General features: G+C 73.2%; 15 protein-coding genes. 11 read left to right on the plus strand and 4 right to left on the minus strand.

Going from position 1 to position 16,533, the window contains the following annotated elements; genetic code table 11:
* Positions 1 to 52: 52 nt before the first annotated feature.
* A complete protein-coding gene (gene msrA / locus QEZ54_RS05610) occupies positions 53 to 709 on the minus strand; it encodes a peptide-methionine (S)-S-oxide reductase MsrA (RefSeq protein ID WP_281303372.1) in 657 nt (218 codons plus the stop codon).
* Positions 710 to 739: 30 nt separating this feature from the next.
* On the opposite strand from msrA, the gene QEZ54_RS05615 reads away from it, so the two are divergent.
* Positions 740 to 1,876, plus strand: coding sequence for a cystathionine gamma-synthase (locus QEZ54_RS05615; RefSeq protein ID WP_281303373.1), 1,137 nt, complete (start codon positions 740 to 742; stop codon positions 1,874 to 1,876).
* Positions 1,877 to 1,949: 73 nt separating this feature from the next.
* Here the strand turns inward: QEZ54_RS05615 and QEZ54_RS05620 are convergent, their stop codons facing one another.
* Positions 1,950 to 2,552 carry a hypothetical protein gene (locus tag QEZ54_RS05620; protein ID WP_281303374.1) on the minus strand — a complete coding sequence of 201 codons (603 nt, stop codon included), beginning with the start codon at positions 2,550 to 2,552 and terminating at the stop codon, positions 1,950 to 1,952.
* Between the two features lie 154 nt (positions 2,553 to 2,706).
* Here QEZ54_RS05620 and QEZ54_RS05625 point away from each other — a divergent pair, with 154 nt between their 5' ends.
* Genes QEZ54_RS05625 through ilvA form a run of 3 tightly spaced genes read left to right on the plus strand, consistent with a single transcriptional unit; the run spans position 2,707 to position 6,086 of the window.
* Positions 2,707 to 4,077, plus strand: coding sequence for an amidase (locus tag QEZ54_RS05625; RefSeq protein WP_281303375.1), 1,371 nt, complete (start codon positions 2,707 to 2,709; stop codon positions 4,075 to 4,077).
* Between the two features lie 33 nt (positions 4,078 to 4,110).
* Positions 4,111 to 4,872, plus strand: a complete 762-nt coding sequence (locus QEZ54_RS05630) for a DUF4328 domain-containing protein (protein ID WP_281303376.1) — start codon at positions 4,111 to 4,113, stop codon at positions 4,870 to 4,872.
* A complete protein-coding gene (gene ilvA / locus QEZ54_RS05635; RefSeq protein ID WP_281303377.1) occupies positions 4,869 to 6,086 on the plus strand; it encodes a threonine ammonia-lyase in 1,218 nt (405 codons plus the stop codon). Before QEZ54_RS05630 ends, ilvA begins: the two co-directional genes overlap by 4 nt.
* 196 nt (positions 6,087 to 6,282) lie before the next feature.
* Here the strand turns inward: ilvA and greA are convergent, their stop codons facing one another.
* Together greA and QEZ54_RS05645 are read right to left on the minus strand one after the other, a co-directional pair.
* Positions 6,283 to 6,771 carry a transcription elongation factor GreA gene (gene greA, locus QEZ54_RS05640; RefSeq protein ID WP_281303378.1) on the minus strand — a complete coding sequence of 163 codons (489 nt, stop codon included), beginning with the start codon at positions 6,769 to 6,771 and terminating at the stop codon, positions 6,283 to 6,285.
* A 124-nt stretch (positions 6,772 to 6,895) separates the two neighbouring features.
* Positions 6,896 to 7,339, minus strand: coding sequence for a DUF4307 domain-containing protein (locus QEZ54_RS05645; protein ID WP_281303379.1), 444 nt, complete (start codon positions 7,337 to 7,339; stop codon positions 6,896 to 6,898).
* A 79-nt stretch (positions 7,340 to 7,418) separates the two neighbouring features.
* Between QEZ54_RS05645 and mca the strand changes: the two genes are divergently transcribed.
* The 7 genes from mca to QEZ54_RS05680 all read left to right on the plus strand — a co-directional run bounded on the left by mca (position 7,419) and on the right by QEZ54_RS05680 (position 16,533).
* Complete coding sequence (gene mca / locus QEZ54_RS05650) at positions 7,419 to 8,309, plus strand: mycothiol conjugate amidase Mca (protein WP_281303555.1); 891 nt, start codon at positions 7,419 to 7,421, stop codon at positions 8,307 to 8,309.
* Positions 8,306 to 8,536 carry a hypothetical protein gene (locus tag QEZ54_RS05655; protein WP_348650511.1) on the plus strand — a complete coding sequence of 77 codons (231 nt, stop codon included), beginning with the start codon at positions 8,306 to 8,308 and terminating at the stop codon, positions 8,534 to 8,536. The genes mca and QEZ54_RS05655 overlap by 4 nt, the downstream gene beginning before the upstream one ends.
* A gap of 106 nt (positions 8,537 to 8,642) precedes the next feature.
* Positions 8,643 to 11,195: a bifunctional diguanylate cyclase/phosphodiesterase gene (locus tag QEZ54_RS05660; RefSeq protein ID WP_281303381.1), complete on the plus strand. Its 2,553-nt coding sequence runs from the start codon at positions 8,643 to 8,645 to the stop codon at positions 11,193 to 11,195.
* A 48-nt stretch (positions 11,196 to 11,243) separates the two neighbouring features.
* Complete coding sequence (locus tag QEZ54_RS05665) at positions 11,244 to 12,833, plus strand: hypothetical protein (protein WP_281303382.1); 1,590 nt, start codon at positions 11,244 to 11,246, stop codon at positions 12,831 to 12,833.
* Positions 12,834 to 12,853: 20 nt separating this feature from the next.
* Positions 12,854 to 13,576 carry a PspA/IM30 family protein gene (locus tag QEZ54_RS05670; RefSeq protein WP_281303383.1) on the plus strand — a complete coding sequence of 241 codons (723 nt, stop codon included), beginning with the start codon at positions 12,854 to 12,856 and terminating at the stop codon, positions 13,574 to 13,576.
* Between the two features lie 20 nt (positions 13,577 to 13,596).
* Entirely contained in the window at positions 13,597 to 14,331 is a 735-nt protein-coding gene (locus QEZ54_RS05675) for a class I SAM-dependent methyltransferase (RefSeq protein ID WP_281303384.1), read from the plus strand.
* 189 nt (positions 14,332 to 14,520) lie between these two features.
* Positions 14,521 to 16,533: a thioredoxin domain-containing protein gene (locus QEZ54_RS05680; RefSeq protein ID WP_281303385.1), complete on the plus strand. Its 2,013-nt coding sequence runs from the start codon at positions 14,521 to 14,523 to the stop codon at positions 16,531 to 16,533.

Here is a 16,533-nt window from a genome sequence, read left to right on the forward strand (position 1 = left end):
CGACCGCAGGCCGTGATCAACGCGCTGGGCGTGACCAGGCCGGCCGCGCCGGTCAGGCGTCGGTCTTCGCGACGCCGATCGGGCAGCTCATGCCGTTGGGGCCGATGCCGCAGTACCCGTTGGGGTTCTTGGCCAGGTACTGCTGGTGGTAGTCCTCGGCGTAGTAGAAGTGGGTCAGCGGCGCGATCTCCGTCGTGATCTCGCCGTACCCCGACGCGTTCACCACCGGCTGGAACGCCTCCCGCGACGCCTGCGCCCCCGCGGCCTGCTCCGGGCTGGTCGTGTAGATCGCCGACCGGTACTGCGTGCCGATGTCGTTGCCCTGCCGCATCCCCTGGGTCGGGTCGTGGTTCTCCCAGAAAATCTTGAGGATCTCCTCGTACGAGACGACCGCCGGGTCGAACACGACCAGCACCGCCTCGGTGTGCCCGGTCATCCCCGAGCACGTCTCCTCATACGTCGGATTGGGGGTGGTCCCACCCGCGTACCCGACCGCCGTCGAGTACACCCCGTCGGTCTTCCAGTACAGCCGCTCGGCTCCCCAGAAGCAGCCCATGCCGACCACTGCCGTCTGCAGCCCCTCCGGCCAGGGGCCGGTGAGCGGGGTGCCGAGCACGAAGTGGCGGGCGGGCACGTGCATGGAAGCGTCCCGTCCGGGCAGGGCCTCGGCGGGGGTGGGCAGGTCGAGCTTCTTGTGGCGAAGGAACATGTGTCAAGTGTGCTCGCCTAGGCTGTCCTTATGTCTTACGGGTTTGAAACGCTCGCCATCCACGCGGGTCAGGAACCGGACGAACGTACCGGTGCGGTGATCCCGCCGATATTCCAGACATCAACCTTCAAGCAGGACGCGGTCGGCGCGCCGCGGCTGGGCTACGAGTACGCGCGCTCGGGCAACCCCACCCGCGACTCGCTCCAGGAGTGCCTGGCGGCGCTGGAGGGCGGCGCCCGCGGGCTGACCTTCGCCAGCGGCCTGGCCGCCGAGGACACCCTGATCCGTACGGTCTGCGCGCCGGGCGACCACGTGATCATCCCCGACGACGCGTACGGCGGCACGTTCCGCCTGTTCGCCCGGGTCGCCGAGCGCTGGGGCCTGACCTGGTCGTCGGCCCGGATCTCCGACGTCGACGACGTGCGCGCCAAGCTGACCCCGAACACGAAGATGATCTGGGTCGAGACGCCGACGAATCCGCTGCTCAACATCGCCGACATCGCGGGCCTGGCGGCGCTGTCGCGCGACGCGCACGCGCTGCTGGTCGTCGACAACACGTTCGCCAGCCCGTACCTGCAGCAGCCGCTGGCGCTGGGCGCCGACGTGGTGGTCCACTCGACCACCAAGTACGTCGGCGGCCACTCCGACGTGGTGGGCGGCGCGCTGATCCTGAACGACCTGGAGCTGGCGGACTCGCTGAAGTACCACCAGAACGCGATGGGCGCGGTCAACGGCCCGTTCGACGCGTGGCTGACCCTGCGCGGGGTGAAGACGCTGGCCGTACGCATGGAGCGGCACTGCGACAACGCGGAGAAGGTGGCCGAGTTCCTCGCCGGGCACCCGAAGGTGACCCAGCTCTACTACCCGGGCCTGCCCGAGCACCCGGGCCACGAGCTGGCGGCCAAGCAGATGCGCCGCTTCGGCGGCATGATCAGCTTCCGTACCGGCGACCCGGCCGCGGCCGAGCGGGTCTGCAACAGCACGAAGGTGTTCACGCTGGCGGAGTCGCTGGGCGGCATCGAGTCGCTGATCGAGCACCCGGGCAGGATGACCCACGCCAGCGTCGCGGGCTCGGCCCTGGAGGTCCCGGCCGACCTGGTCCGCCTGTCGGTCGGCATCGAGACGATCGACGACCTGCTCGCCGACCTGTCCGCCGCGCTCTCCTGAGCCGTCGGCAGTGAAGAAGGGCCCCTTCTACATCGCATTGCGATAAGAAGGGGCCCTTCCTTTCCTCAGGGGGCTAGACGCCTTGGCCGGGTGGGCGGACGCGTTTGGCTTCCATGGCGTAGTTCTCGCCGAACAGGCGCAGGTCGTCGCCCTTGCAGCTGTAGCTGTCGGGGTCGACCGACATGGTCAGCTTGCGGGAGTTGTTGGTGCTGCCGTTGATCTTCAGTGTCGTCGTCCCGGTCGTCTTCGGGCTGCTGTAGTTGATGGTCTTCTCGTCGGCCACGTAGTTCATGGTGACGTTGCCCTTGTGGATGACCTGGTACTTGTCGCCGTCGAGGGACCCGGTGCGGGTCGTGTTGTAGACCATCCGCAGCACGCCGTCGGCGCCGTAGCTGAACCGGGTGCCCTTGCCGGTCAGCTGCACGGTCCCGGTGGAGAACTCGGTGTTCGACGTGTACGACGTCTCCAGCCAGTCGCCGATGAGGCAGTCCTGCGGCGCCTTGGTCGGCGCGGGCGCCGGGGCCGAGGGCTGCGGGCTGGCGGCCGCCGCCAGCGGCGACGGGGTGGGCGACGGGTCCGAGCCGTCGCGGTACAGGAAGTAGTAGCCGGCCGCCCCGCCGGCCAGGCACAGCACCAGCACGCACACCAGCGCTATCACGCCGACGACGACAGGCACGGTCCAATCACGACGAGACTGGTTCGGTTGCATCGGACCAGCATTGCCAACGAACCCCCGCCCCGGCAAGACTCCACTGTCGAGGTGTCGGCGATCACCTCCATACTGGAACCCCGGTTGCCTGGTCGGCGACAGCCAAGTTGCGGAGGAACTGATGGCGGACACCTGGGTCGGGTCCACCGCGAAGCAGATCGCGCGCGCGGTGCGCCGCGGCGACACCTCGGCCACCGCCGTGATCGCCGACCACCTCGAGTACGTGAGCCGGACCGATCCGATCGTGGCCGCCTTCCGGGTGATCCGCGACGCCGAGGCCGCCGCCGAGGCGGAGAAGGTCGACGAGCAGGGCGAGCTCGGCAACCTGCCGCTGGCCGGGGTGCCCATCGCGGTCAAGGAGAACACCCCCGTCGCGGGGCTGCCGACCTGGCACGGCTCGGCCGGTGCCCGCTCGGCCGTGGCCGAGGAGGACCACGAGCTGGTCCGGCGCCTGCGCGGCGCGGGCGCCGTGGTGCTCGGCACCACCCGCATGCCCGAGCTGGGCCTGTGGGGGACCACCGACGACGACACCGCCGTCACCCGCAACCCGTGGTCGCTGGACCGTACCCCCGGCGGCTCCTCGGGCGGGTCGGCGGCCGCCGTCGCCGCCGGGCTGGTGCCGATGGCCCACGCCAACGACGGGCTCGGCTCGATCCGCATCCCGGCGGCCTGCTGCGGCCTGATCGGGCTCAAGCCCGGCCGGGGCGTGCTGCCGGTGAACCTGGGCGCCGAGGACTGGTTCGGCCTGGTCGAGCACGGGATGCTCGCCACCACCGTGGCCGACGCGGCGCTCGGCTTCGCCGTCCTCGCGGGGCGTACGCCGCAGCCGCTGAACCAGCCGGGGCGGCTGCGCATCGCGGTGTCGCTGCGCTCGCCGGTCGCCGGGGCGGGCGCCGACGCGGGCAACCGGGCGGCGGTCAGCGCCGCCGAGAAGCTGCTGGTGGAGTGCGGTCACGACCTCATCACCGCCGACCCGGCGTACGACACGAAGCTCGGCCTGCGCGGCATGGCGACCTGGTTCGCGGCGGCCTACCGCGACGCCGAGGCGGCCGGGCTGGAGCGCTGGCGGCTGCAGCCGCGCAGCCGCCGCCACATCGCCATGGGCGCCTGGGCCTGGAAGCGCGGCTACGTCCGCGAGGCCGACCGTACGCGGATGCGCGAGCAGTCGCTGGAGTTCTTCGCCGGGCACGGCGTCGACCTGCTGCTCACCCCGGTGCTGGCCGGGCCGCCGTTGAAGGCCGCCGACTGGCACCGGCGCGGGTGGCTGAGCAACCTCGTCGCCAACACCCGCTACGCCCCGTACGCGGCGCCGTGGAACATCGCCGGGTTCCCCGCGATGACCCTGCCCCTGGGCGTACGCCCCGACGGCCTGCCCGCGGCGGTGCAGCTCGTCGGCCCGCCCGGCACCGAGCTGCTGCTGCTGGCCGTCGCCGGGCAGATCGAGCTGGCCTCGCCCTGGCGCCGCCACGCCCCGGGCTACCCGCGCCCGTAGCCGGAGACGGGGCAACGCCCGAGGACGTACGGCGTGCGCGGTCTCGGCGTCGCGACGGCGATCGCCGTCGTCGCGGCGGCCGCGGCGCAGCTGGCGGCGGCGGTGATGACGCCGCTGATCGGCCGGGCCCTGGTGGAGCAGGCGGCGGCCGACGGCGGCGAGGGCGTCGCCGCGGCGTTCCTCGTCCAGGCGGTGGGCATCTTCGCCGCGCTGGCGGTGCTGCTGGTCGCCGGTGTCCTCGTCATCGTATGGCTGTGGCGGGCGCGCAAGAACCTCGACGCCTTCCCCGGCGCCTCCGCCGACCTGGGCGCGGGCTGGGCCATCGGCGGCTGGTTCACCCCGATCGCGAACTTCGTCATCCCCTGCCGGCTGATGCTGCAGGTCGCCCGGGAGAGCGTGCACCGCCGCTGGGTCGGCCCCGTGGTGGCCGTGTGGTGGGCGGCGTTCCTGGTGTACCAGTGCCTCGGGCGGTTACTGGAGGGGGACGTGCCGGTGGACGGGACCCGCGACTACGGCGCGCTGTCCGCCTACTTCGACCAGGAGCTGCTCAGCGGGGCGGTGTCGGCGCTGGTGTTCGGCGTGGCGGGCGGCTGCCTCGCCTGGCTCGTGTACGGGGTGAGCCGGGCCCAGACCGACCGCATCGCCCGCGGCGACGTGCTGCACGCGTACGCGGCGTACGCGCAGGCGGCGTACCTCCAGACGGCGTTCCCGGCGGCCGACCCGTCCGTGACCGGGATCCCCGCCGACGTCCCCGCAGGCGGGCAGCCCGCCGCAGGTGGCACGATCCAGGTGTGACACCTGAGCTGGTCAGCCTCGCCGACATCGAACAGGCCCGGGAGCGGCTGCGCTCCGTCGTGCGCACCACCCCGATCGAGCCGAGCCGGCCCCTGTCGGCCAAGCTCGGCGGGGCGGCCTGGCTCAAGTGCGAGAACCTGCAGCGGGCCGGGTCGTACAAGGTGCGCGGGGCGTACATGCGGATCTCGGGCCTGAGCGAGCAGGAGCGCGAGCGCGGGGTCGTCGCCGCGAGCGCGGGCAACCACGCCCAGGGCGTGGCCCTGGCGGCGGGCCTGTGCCGCACCCGGGCCACCGTGTTCATGCCGGTGGGCGCGCCGCTGCCGAAGGTCGCGGCCACCCGGGGGTACGGCGCGAGCGTGCAGCTGGCCGGGGCGACCGTGGACGAGGCGCTGGTCGCCGCGCAGGAGTTCGCCGACCGTACCGGCGCGGTCTTCATCCACCCCTTCGACCACCCCGCCGTGATCGCCGGGCAGGGCACGGTGGCGCTGGAGATCCTGGAGCAGGTCCCCGAGGTGCAGACCATCATCACGGGGATCGGCGGCGGCGGGCTCATCTCCGGGATGGCGGTGGCGGCCAAGGCGCTGCGGCCCGACATTCAGATCATCGGCGTACAGGCGGCGGGCGCGGCGGCGGTGCCCCCGGCGCTGCGAGCGGGGCGCCCGGTGCGGCTGCCCAGCATCGCCACCATCGCGGACGGCATCGCGGTCGGCCGCTGCGGCGACCTGACCTTCGCCCACATCAGCAAGCTCGTCGACGAGGTCGTGACCGTCACCGACGAGGAGATCTCCCGGGCGCTGCTGATGCTGCTGGAGCGCGGCAAGCTGGTCGCCGAGCCGGCCGGGGCGGTGGGGGTGGCGGCGCTGCTGGCGGGCAAGGTCGAGGTGCGGACGCCGGTCGTGTCGGTGGTGTCCGGCGGCAACATCGACCCGCTGCTGATGGTGCGGCTGATCGAGCACGGGTTGAGCGCGGCCGGGCGTTACCTGCACCTCGGCGTACGCTGCGCCGACCGGCCGGGGCAGCTGGCGGCGCTGCTGTCGCTGATCGCCGAGCAGCGCGCGAACGTGCTGGACGTGGCGCACCAGCGGCACGACCCGGGGCTGCACCTGGGCGAGGTGGAGGTCGACCTGTCGGTGGAGACCCGCGGCGCCGAGCACTCCGACCGCCTGGTCAACGCCCTCACGGCCGCCGGCTACCAGGTAGAGGTCAACAACTGACCCGGGGCGGGCCCACGACCCGCTCTTTAATTGACAGTGGCCTATCTGGAAGACGACTCGCGAATAGTCGTCCTCTGGATAGGCCACTGTCGATGCCAAGTGCTGCCGCGCGGGCGCGGCAACGGGCGCGGCACGGGCGCGGCACGGCGCGACGCGGGAGCGGTGCGGGAGCGGTGCTGGCCCGGTCAGGGGCGGGTCAGCCGGCGAAGGGCTCGAAGGAGACGATGGTGACCTTGATGTCGGCGCCGCTGGGGGCCGTGTAGGTGACCGTCTGGCCCTTGCGGGAGCCGAGGATGGCCCGGCCGAGGGCGGACTCGGGGGAGTACACCGTCAGGTCCGTGGTGGTGGCGATCTCGCGGGAGCCCAGCAGGAACGTCTCGGTGTCGTCGCTGTCGTCGTCGAAGTAGATCGTCACGACGGTGCCGACGGTGATGTTGTCGGTGGTCTTCGCCTCGCCGACCTTGGCCACCCGCAGCAGCTCCTGGAGCTGGCGGATGCGGGCCTCGGCCTTGCCCTGCTCCTCGCGGGCGGCGTGGTAGCCGCCGTTCTCCTTCAGGTCGCCCTCTTCGCGGCGGGCGTTGATCTCCGCGGCCATGGCGGGGCGGGCGGCGATCAGCTCGGCGAGTTCAGCCTGGAGCTTGTCGTACGCGTCCTGGGACAGCCAGGTGGCGTCAGTCGTGGACACGGGCGTTCTCCTCAGGGTCTTACGGTCGGATTCTTGTGCGATCGTCCACGAGCGCGTCAAGGGCTCGTCAAGTGGTAACGGCCTCGTTGAGCGCGTTGGGCGAAGTTACAAACTTACCAGCGCTTCAGGCCGGACGGCATCCCTTAACCTCGCCGGTGACCGGCCGCCCGCTGGTGACCAGGCGATGTGTCACCTGGGTACGGGCCGGGTCGGGTCCCGGGCTGACCGTGACGTCCTCGATGCCGACCTGGACGCCCGCGGCGTTCCGAGCCCGCAGCGTGCACGTGGCGGTGCCGTCGGCGGGCATCCGCACCAGGATCGTGATCACGACCTGGTCGTCGGCCATGTCGGTGAAGCGGGTCACCGAGGCGCTGTAGTCGCCGTCGCCGTACGCCCGGAAGAGCTGCCAGCCGACCGCCGACATGGCCACCGCGGTCACCGCCGCGAGCGCGACCACCGCCGTGCGCGGCATGCTGCGGCGCTCCCGGCGCCGGCCGTACCGCCCCGCGGGCCACGGCGCACGCTCACCGGTGGTGCCGGTGGGCGTGTTCGTCGAGGTCTCGGTCACCGTGGGGGGTCCTTCGCTAGCCGTGTCACAGTCGTGAGGAACACTGGTGGGGTTGATTCTCGCACGTGGGGAGTACACGGTGACGCAGCGGCTGCGCCTGATGGCGGTGCACGCCCATCCTGACGACGAATCGTCCAAGGGTGCGGCGACGATGGCTAAGTATGTCCGCGAGGGCGCGGAGGTGCTGGTCGCCACCTGCACCGGCGGCGAGCGCGGGGACGTGCTCAACCCTAAGCTGGACCGGCCGGAGGTCTGGGAGAACATCGCCGAGATCCGCAAGGCGGAGATGGCGGCCGCCCGGGACATCCTCGGCGTCGACCAGGCCTGGCTGGGCTTCGTCGACTCGGGCTGGATCGAGGGCTTCGACCCGGCCGACCCGTCGGGGCTGCCCGAGGGCTGCTTCGCCCGGGTGCCGGCGGCGGAGGCGGCCGAGCCGCTGGTCAAGCTGATCCGCGAGTTCCGGCCGCAGGTGCTGCTCACGTACGACGAGGAGGGCGGCTACCCGCACCCCGACCACATCCAGACCCACGTGATCAGCATGGCCGCGCTCGACCTCGCCGCCGACCCGGCGTTCCGGCCCGAGCTGGGCGAGGCGTGGACCGTGCAGAAGGTCTACTACCACATCAGCTTCACCAAGCTGAAGTTCACGGCGCTGCACGAGGCGATGCTCGCCGCGGGCATGGAGTCGCCGTACGGTGAGCGCCTCAACGACGACTGGATCGGCGACAAGTCCCCGCGCATCACCACCCGCGTCCCCTGCGGCGAGTTCTTCGAGCTGCGGGACGACGCGCTGCGCGCCCACGCCACCCAGATCGACCCCGACGGCCCGTGGTTCCGCGCCCCGCTGACGGTGCAGCGCGCCGCCTGGCCGACCGAGGACTACCAGCTGGTCCGCTCCGTCGTGCAGACCGCCATCCCCGAGGACGACCTCTTCGCCGGCCTGCGCGAGCCGGCCGTGACCGACAGGTGAGGACCATGCTGCAACTGCTGGCCGACAACAACTTCGGCGACACCCGCTCCGGCGACGGCCTCGCCGGTCCGATGGCCCTCCTGCTGATCCTTTTGCTGGCTGTGGCCACGGTTTTCCTGATTCGCAACATGAACAAGCGAATCAAGCGGTTGCCCGAGACGTTCGATTCCGCCAGCATGGTTGGCGGTGTGCGGCCTGACACGCCCACCTCGCCGGACGCCCGATAGGCGGATCGGGACTACCACCGGCGGGCGCTGTCACGTCAGGCGGAGGACGCGTCGCCGCACGTCGGCGGCAGCCTCCGCCACGCGTGCGCTCGGACAGGGGGCTGCGATGAGCGATTCGCTCTCGCGTACGTGGGACCGGTGGCGGCGCTGGTCCGGGGTGGCTACGGCGGCACGCCCGGTGCGGCTGGTGACCGCCGCCCTCGCCGTGTCCGCCGCGGCCGCCTCGGTCTGCGGGCTGCTGCTGGACAGCGGCGGCCGCCTGGCCGACTTCGGGCTGGTCGCCGGGCTCATCGTGCTGGCGCACCTGTTCGGCATGCGGATGCGGGTCGGCTCGACCTACATCGACGTCGACTGGGGCGAGGCGGCGCTGATCGTCGGCTTCACGCTGGTGCCCTCGGGCTGGCTGCTCGCCGCGACGGCCGTGGCGGTGCTGGTCGCCAAGCCGGTGCTGGCCCTGTTCACCGGCAACCGGACCACGGCGTTCGAGGTGGTGCGCGCCTCGGCGTCGCTGACCCTGTCGGCCGGACTCGCGGTGCTGGTCGTGTCGGCCAGCGGGGTGCAGACCCGCCCGCTGACGCCGTCCTCGGCCGCGGTGGTGGTGCTGGCCGCGGTCCTGTACCTGCTCTGCAGCGCCCTGCTGCTCGCACTGCACCTGGGCGTACGCGACGGCCAGTCGATGTTCGGCGTGGTGTGGCAGGCCCTGCGCGGCACCCCCGTCATGATCGTCGGCAACGTGGCGCTGGGCCTGCTCGCGGTCGGGCTGTGGCGCAGCAGCTGGCTGTGGGTGCTGCCGCCGCTGCTGTGGCTGGTGCACCAGCTCTACGTGCACCGGCTGCGCGAGGACGAGGAGCGGCGGACCTGGGGCGCGTTCGCGGCGGCCAGCCGCTCGCTGCACAAACTGGACGAGGTCGCGGTCGCGCAGGAGGGGCTGCGGGCGGCGCAGTCGCTGTTCCCGGTACGCGCCGTCGAGCTGACCGTGCTCGCCTCGCACACCCGCTACCACGGTGCGACCAGGGGCGGGGTGTTCGAACTGGCCGCCGCCGAGCCCGCCGACGTCCAGCCGACCGAGCACGACCGGGTGCCGGTGGTGACCCGGCTGCTGGAGGTGGCCGGCGGCCCGGTCGGGCTGCTGACGCTGCGCCTGTCCCGGCAGAGCGCGTGGGGCCTGAACGACCAGCACCGCCTGGCCGCGTTCGGCGACGCGCTCGCGGCCGCCCTGCACGACGCCGCCACCCACAGCGCCCTGCGCGAGCTGCGCGAACGCAACACCTACGACTCGCACCACGACCCGCTGACCCGGCTGCTCAACCGCGACGCGCTGCTGGAGCGGGGCGACGCGGTGCTGCGCGGGCTGGACGCGCGCTCGCCGGTGGCGCTGCTGCTGCTGGACATGGACCACTTCAAAGAGGTCAACGACACCCTCGGGCACCTGGCCGGGGACGAGCTGCTGCAGACCGCCGCGACCCGCCTGGTCGCCGACGCGGGCGAGTCCGAACTGGTCGCCCGCCTGGGCGGGGACGAGTTCGCGCTGCTCATCACCGAGCTGCCGGCGATGTCCTGGGACCGCGACGCGCCGGAGCCGGACCTGCTGGGCGCGGCGCGGACGGTCGCCGAACGGCGGGCGCGGGCACTGGCCGCGGCGCTGGCCAGCCCGACCGAGGTGGCCGGGGTGACGCTGTCGTCGGAGGTGTCGGTCGGGGTGGTCGTGGCGGCCGCGGGCGAGTTCGACCCGACGGAACTGCTGCGCCGCGCCGACATCGCGCTGTACCAGGCGAAGGAGTCGGGGGCGCGGGTCACCTCGTACGACCCGGCCCGGGACCGGACCAGCACCGACCGGTTGGCGCTGGTGGCCGAGCTGCGTACCGCGCTGGCCGCCGACGACCAGCTGCACCTGGTGCTGCAGCCCGCGGTGGACCTGGCCACCGGTGCGCCGACCGGGGTGGAGGCGCTGATCCGCTGGCACCACCCCCGGCGCGGCCTGCTCACCCCGGTGCACTTCGTCCGCGCGGTCGAGGCCAGCGACCTGCTCGGCCAGTTCACCCGGCACGTGCTCGACCAGGCCCTCGGCTTCGCCGCGCAGTGGGGCGCGCTCGGGATGGAGCTGCCGGTCGCGGTCAACCTGTCCCCGCGCAGCCTGCTCGACCCGCGCCTGCCCGCCGACGTCGCGGAGCTGCTGAAGAAGCACCGGCTGCCCGCGTCCCGGCTGGTCCTGGAGATCACCGAGACGGTGGTCCTCAGCCCGCTGCCCGTCACCGACCACGTGCTGCAGGACCTGCGCAAGCTCGGCGTCGGCTTCGCCGTCGACGACTTCGGCACCGGCTTCTCGTCGCTGACCTTCCTCACCCGCATCGCGGTGGACGAACTCAAGATCGACCGTACCTTCGTGGCGCGGATGGCGGAGTCCAAGCAGGCTGCCGCGATCGTGCGGGCTGTGGTCGACCTGGGCCGCCAGCTCGGCATCCGGGTGGTCGCCGAGGGCGTGGAGACCGGCGACCAGCGGGCCGTGCTGAGCCGGCTCGGCTGCGACGCCGGGCAGGGCTTCCACTTCTCCCGGCCGCTGCCCGGCGACCAGATCATCGAGGCGCTGCGCACCCTCGCCTCGGCAGCGCGGCCGGCGCGCAAACTGCGGGCCGAGCCGGGTGGTCTGGCCTCCGGATAGGCCGATGATTCGACCGTTCGCCCTGCTCAACCGCGTTATGGTGAGCAGGTGCCGGTGGACAGCGGTGGAGCCGATCTCTACTCGGTGCTCTGCTGCCTGCTGACGTTCTTCGTGGCCCTGGCGATCGTCCTGTTCGTCCTGCGCCGCAGGCGCCCACCCGGCCCCGGCGGCCCCGGCGGCGGTGGCGGCGGCCCGGCAGGACCGTCCGGCCCGCCCGACCCGTACGCGGGAATGTCCACCGACGACCTGTCCACCCGCGCGAACGGGCAGCTCGTGGCGGTCGACAACGCGGTGCGCACCAGCGAGCAGGAACTCGGCTTCGCCACCGCCCAGTACGGCACCGCGACCGTCGCGCCGTACGCGCAGGCGGTCGCGGCGGCCAAGGACGAGGTGGCCGCCGCGTTCCGGCTGCGCCAGCAGCTCGACGACGAGATCGAAGAGGACGAGCCCACCCGGCGGGCGCTGCTCGCCGACATCCTGCGCCGCTGCGCCGCCGTCGACCAGCGGCTGGACGCCCAGGCCGACGCGTTCGAGCGGCTACGGGACATGCAGGCCAACGCCGAGCAGCTCAGCGCCGACCTGACCGCCCGCGCGAGCGCGCTGCGCGCCGGGCTGCCCGCCGGCGCGGCCACGCTGACCGGGCTCGGCACCCGCTACACCGACGGTGCGCTGGCCGCCGTATCCGGCAACGCCACCGAGGCCGCCGCCCGCCTCGACTTCGCCGACGAGCAGCTGCGGCGCGCCGCGACCAGCCTCGCCGCCGCCGACCGGGGACAGGCCGCCGTCGCGCTGCGCGGCGCGCAGCAGGCCCTCGACCAGGCCGGGCAGCTGCTCGATGCGGTTGGCAGGGCCGCCACCGACCTCGACGCGGCCGCCCAGGCCGCCACCCGGCTGACCGACGAGCTGCACGCCGAGGTCGCGGCGGGTAGGGCGGCGCTGCAGGCGGGCGGCGGCACCGGCTCGGCCGACCAGGTGAACCTGGCCGCGGCGGTCGCCCGAGCCGAGCAGGTCGCCGCGGACGTACGCGGGCAGCTGGCCGCACCCCGCACCGACCCGCTCGGGCTGATGCGCCGCCTGGAGGGCGCCGGCGCCTCGCTCGGTCAGGCGCTGGGTGCGGTACGCGACGCCGCCGAGCGGGCCGGCCAGGCCCGCGCCCAGCTGGAGCAGGCGCTGTTCGCGGCCCGGTCGGCGGTCGACGCGGCGACCGGGTTCATCGGCACCCGGCGCGGCGCGGTCGGCTCGACCGCGCGGTCCCGGCTGGCCGAGGCCCAGCAGCAGCTCGCCACCGCGTCGGGAGGTGGCGACCCGGTGCTCGCGCTGACCGCCGCGCAGCGCGCGCACGACCTGGCCGCCCAGGCCATGGACGCCGCCCGCGACGACGTCGAGCGCTGGTCGTTCCCGTCGGGCTACGGCCGGCCGGGCGGGCAGGTGATCATCGGTGGCGGTGGCATGGGCGGGTTTGGCATGGGCGGCCTGGGCGGTGCGGTGCTCGGCGGCATCCTGCTGGAGAACGTGCTGTCCGGCGCCGGTGGCGGCGGCATCCGGCTCGGGCTGGTGCCCGGCGGGGACGACCCGGCGGCCCCCGCGCCGGTGCAGGCGAGATTCGGCGGTCCCAGCACCTGGGCCCGGCAAGGCTGAACGGGGAGAGGGGAAGTCCGATGGCGGCACAGTCGATCCTGGGACGGATCACCGCGATGGCCCGCGCCAACATCCACGCGATGCTGGACCAGGTCGAGGATCCGCAGCAGCTGCTCGACCAGATGGTGCGCGACTACACCGCGAACATCGGCGAGGCCGAGAACGCGGTGGCCACGACGATCGGCAACCTGCGCCTGATGGAGGCCGATGCGCGGGAGGCGACGAAGACCGCCGCCGACTGGCAGGTCAAGGCCCAGGCCGCCAGCGCCAAGGCCGACCAGATGCGGTCGGCGGGCAGCCAGGCCGAGGCCGACAAGTTCGACGATCTCGCGCGTATCGCCATCGGCAAGCAGATCGCCTACGAGACCGAGGCGAGCAACTACCAGCCGCTCATCGCCGAGCAGACGCAGGTCACCGAGCAGCTCAAGCAGGGCGTGGCGCAGCTGCGCACCAAGCTGGAGGAGCTGCGGCGCAAGCGGGACGAGCTGGTCAGCCGGGCGAAGGTGTCCGAGGCGCGGGGCAGGGTGCAGGAGGCCACGGGCAACATCGACATGCTCGACCCGACCAGCGAGATCAGCCGGTTCGAGGAGATGGTGCGGCGCGAGGAGGCCCGGCTCAAGGGGCACGAGGAGCTGGCCGCCTCCAGCATCGACAAGCAGTTCGAGCAGCTGGCGGCCGGCGCCCGCGACAGCGAGATCGAGCAGCGCCTGGCCGCGATGAAGTCGGGGCCGTCCGGGCGCTGAGCGTCGTTAGGGTGAGCCCCGTGACCGACCCGAGTTCGCACGCCCGCTCCTTCGGCAGCGCGGCGGAGCGCTATGACCGCTACCGCCCGTCCTATGCCCCGGAGGCGGTGGTCTGGGCGGTGGGGGAGCGGCCGGTGCGGGTGGTGGACCTGGGCGCCGGCACGGGCATCCTCAGCCGCCTGCTGCACCGGCTCGGGCACGAGGTGGTCGCGGTCGAGCCCGACGACCTGATGCGCGAGCACCTGCTCCAGGCCAGCCCGGGGGTGATGGCGTACGCGGGGTCGGCGGAGCGGATCCCGCTGCCGGACGGGTCGGTCGACGCGGTGGTGGCCGGGCAGGCGTACCACTGGTTCGATCCGGCGCGGGCGCATCCGGAGATCGCCCGGGTGCTGCGGCCGGGCGGGGTGCTCGCCGCGCTCTGGAACGACGCGGACCTGGGCACCCCGTGGACGGTCCGGTTCGTCGAGATCATCGACGGGGGCGGGGAGGCGGCGGGGGACCGGCCGCGGTCGGACTTCGGGCCGCTGTTCGGGCCGGTCGAGGCGGCCGGGTTCCCGCACGACCTGTGGCTGACGCCCGACGACCTGGTGGCGCTGGCGACGACGCGCTCGCCGTACCTGGTGGGCACGGAGCACCAGCGCGCGGAGTTGATCGGCGCGGTCCGCGAGCTGCTGACCAGCCCCGAGCTGGCCGGCCGCACCCGCTTCCCGATGCCGCACCTCACCCGGGTGCACCGCGCGGCCCGGCTCGCGTGACCGCTGCGCGGGCAGCCGCGCCGGGCGAGTAGGTCCGGTACGCGGCCACACCTCGTGCGATGTGGCCACACCCTATGCGGTGTGGCGCGTTGCGACGAAACCTCAGCCGGCCGGGCGGTGGCGCTGGCGCCGGTGAGGAAGGCAACCCGACCGGGCCTGGCGAGATCGTCGGTGTGAGAGAGTGGTCGGGTGAATCGGCTCGCCAGCGCGACCTCGCCGTACCTGCTCCAGCACGCCGACAACCCGGTGCACTGGTGGCCGTGGAGTGACGAGGCGTTCGAGGAGGCCAGGCGCCGCGACGTGCCGGTGCTGATCTCGGTCGGCTACGCCGCGTGCCATTGGTGCCACGTGATGGCGCACGAGTCGTTCGAGGACCAGGCGATCGGTGACCTGGTCAACGCGAACTTCGTCGCGATCAAGGTGGACCGCGAGGAGCGCCCCGACGTCGACGCGGTGTACATGGCGGCGACGCAGGCGATGACGCGGCAGGGCGGCTGGCCGATGACGGTCTTCGCGACGCCGGACGGCAAGCCGTTCGTGTGCGGCACCTACTACCCGAAGGCGCAGTTCGGGCTGCTGCTGACCCGGGTGGCCGAGGCGTGGCGGGATCAGCGCGAGGCCGTGGTCGAGCAGAGCGACCTGGTGGTGGAGGCGATCGGCCAGCGGCCCGGCACGGGCAGCGGCGAGATCACCGACGAGCTGCTGGCGCACGCGGTGGAGCGGCTGCGCGCCGACTACGACATCGCGCACGGCGGGTTCGGCGGGGCGCCGAAGTTCCCGCCGCACATGATCATGCTGTTTCTGCTGCGGCACTACCGGCGCACCGGCGACGAGGAGTCGCTGGAGCTGGCCCGGCACACCGGCGAGGCGATGGCGCGCGGCGGCATCCACGACCAGCTCGGCGGCGGGTTCCACCGGTACGCGGTGGACGCGACGTGGACCGTGCCGCACTTCGAGAAGATGCTGTACGACAACGCGCTGCTGCTGCGGGCGTACACGGAGATCTGGCGGCTGACCGGCGACGAGATGGCGCGCCGGGTGGCCCTGGACACCGCCGCGTTCATGCTCGACGAGCTGCAGACGCCGCAGGGCGCGTTCGCCTCGGCGCTGGACGCCGACACCGAGGGCGTCGAGGGCACCACCTACTCGTGGACGCCCGCGCAGCTGGAGGCGGTGCTGGGCGCCGACGACGCGGCGTTCGCGGCCGACCTGTTCGGGGTGACCGAGGCGGGCACGTTCGAGCACGGCAGCTCGGTGCTGGAGCTCAAGCGCGACATCGACGACACCGCCCCGGAGATCCGCGCGCGCTGGGAGCGGGTGCGGGACCTGCTGATGGCCGCCCGCCGGACCCGGCCGCAGCCCTCCCGCGACGACAAGGTGGTCGCGGCCTGGAACGGGCTGGCCATCACCGCGCTGTGCGAGCTTTGGCGCCGCTGCGTGGACACCGGCGACGACGCCGAGCGGGTGGAGACGGACTTCCGCCTGGCCGCGATCGAGGCGGGCGAGTTGCTGGCCCGGACCCACCTGGTCGACGGCAGGCTGCGGCGGGTGTCGCGGGACGGGGTCGTCGGCGAGCCGGCGGGCGTGCTGGAGGACTACGGCTGCGTGGCCGAGGCGTTCTGCGCGCTGCACCAGGTGACCGGCGACGGGCGCTGGCTGGAGCTGGCGGGCGGGCTGCTGGACTCGGCGGCGCAGCGGTTCCGCGACGGCGAGGGCGGGTTCCACGACACCGCCGACGACGCGGAGAAGCTCGTGGTCCGCCCGGCCGACCCGACCGACAACGCCACCCCGTCGGGGCTGTCGTCACTGGTGGCGGCGCTGCTGGCGTACACGGGGCTGAGCGGGGAGCCGCGCTGGCGGGAGATGGCCGAGCGGGCGCTGGGCACGGTGGTGCCGGTGCTGGCGCAGCATCCGCGCTTCGCCGGGTACGCGGCCGCCGGGGCGGAGGTGCTGCTGTCGGGGCCGTACGAGATCGCGATCGTGACCGCCGACTTCGACACCGACCCGCTGCTGCTCACGGCGCTGGAGCAGGCGCCGCCCGGCGCGGTCGTCGTGTCCGGTGCGCCGAACGCGCCCGGGGTGCCGCTGCTGGCGGGCCGCACGATGATCGACGGCAGGTCCACCGCGTACGTGTGCCGGGGGTTCGTCTGCGACCGTCCGGTGACGACGACTGTCGAACTGACGACAATTCTCACCCAATAG

This window comes from Catellatospora sp. KI3 (assembly GCF_029948125.1).
GTDB lineage: Bacteria > Actinomycetota > Actinomycetes > Mycobacteriales > Micromonosporaceae > Catellatospora.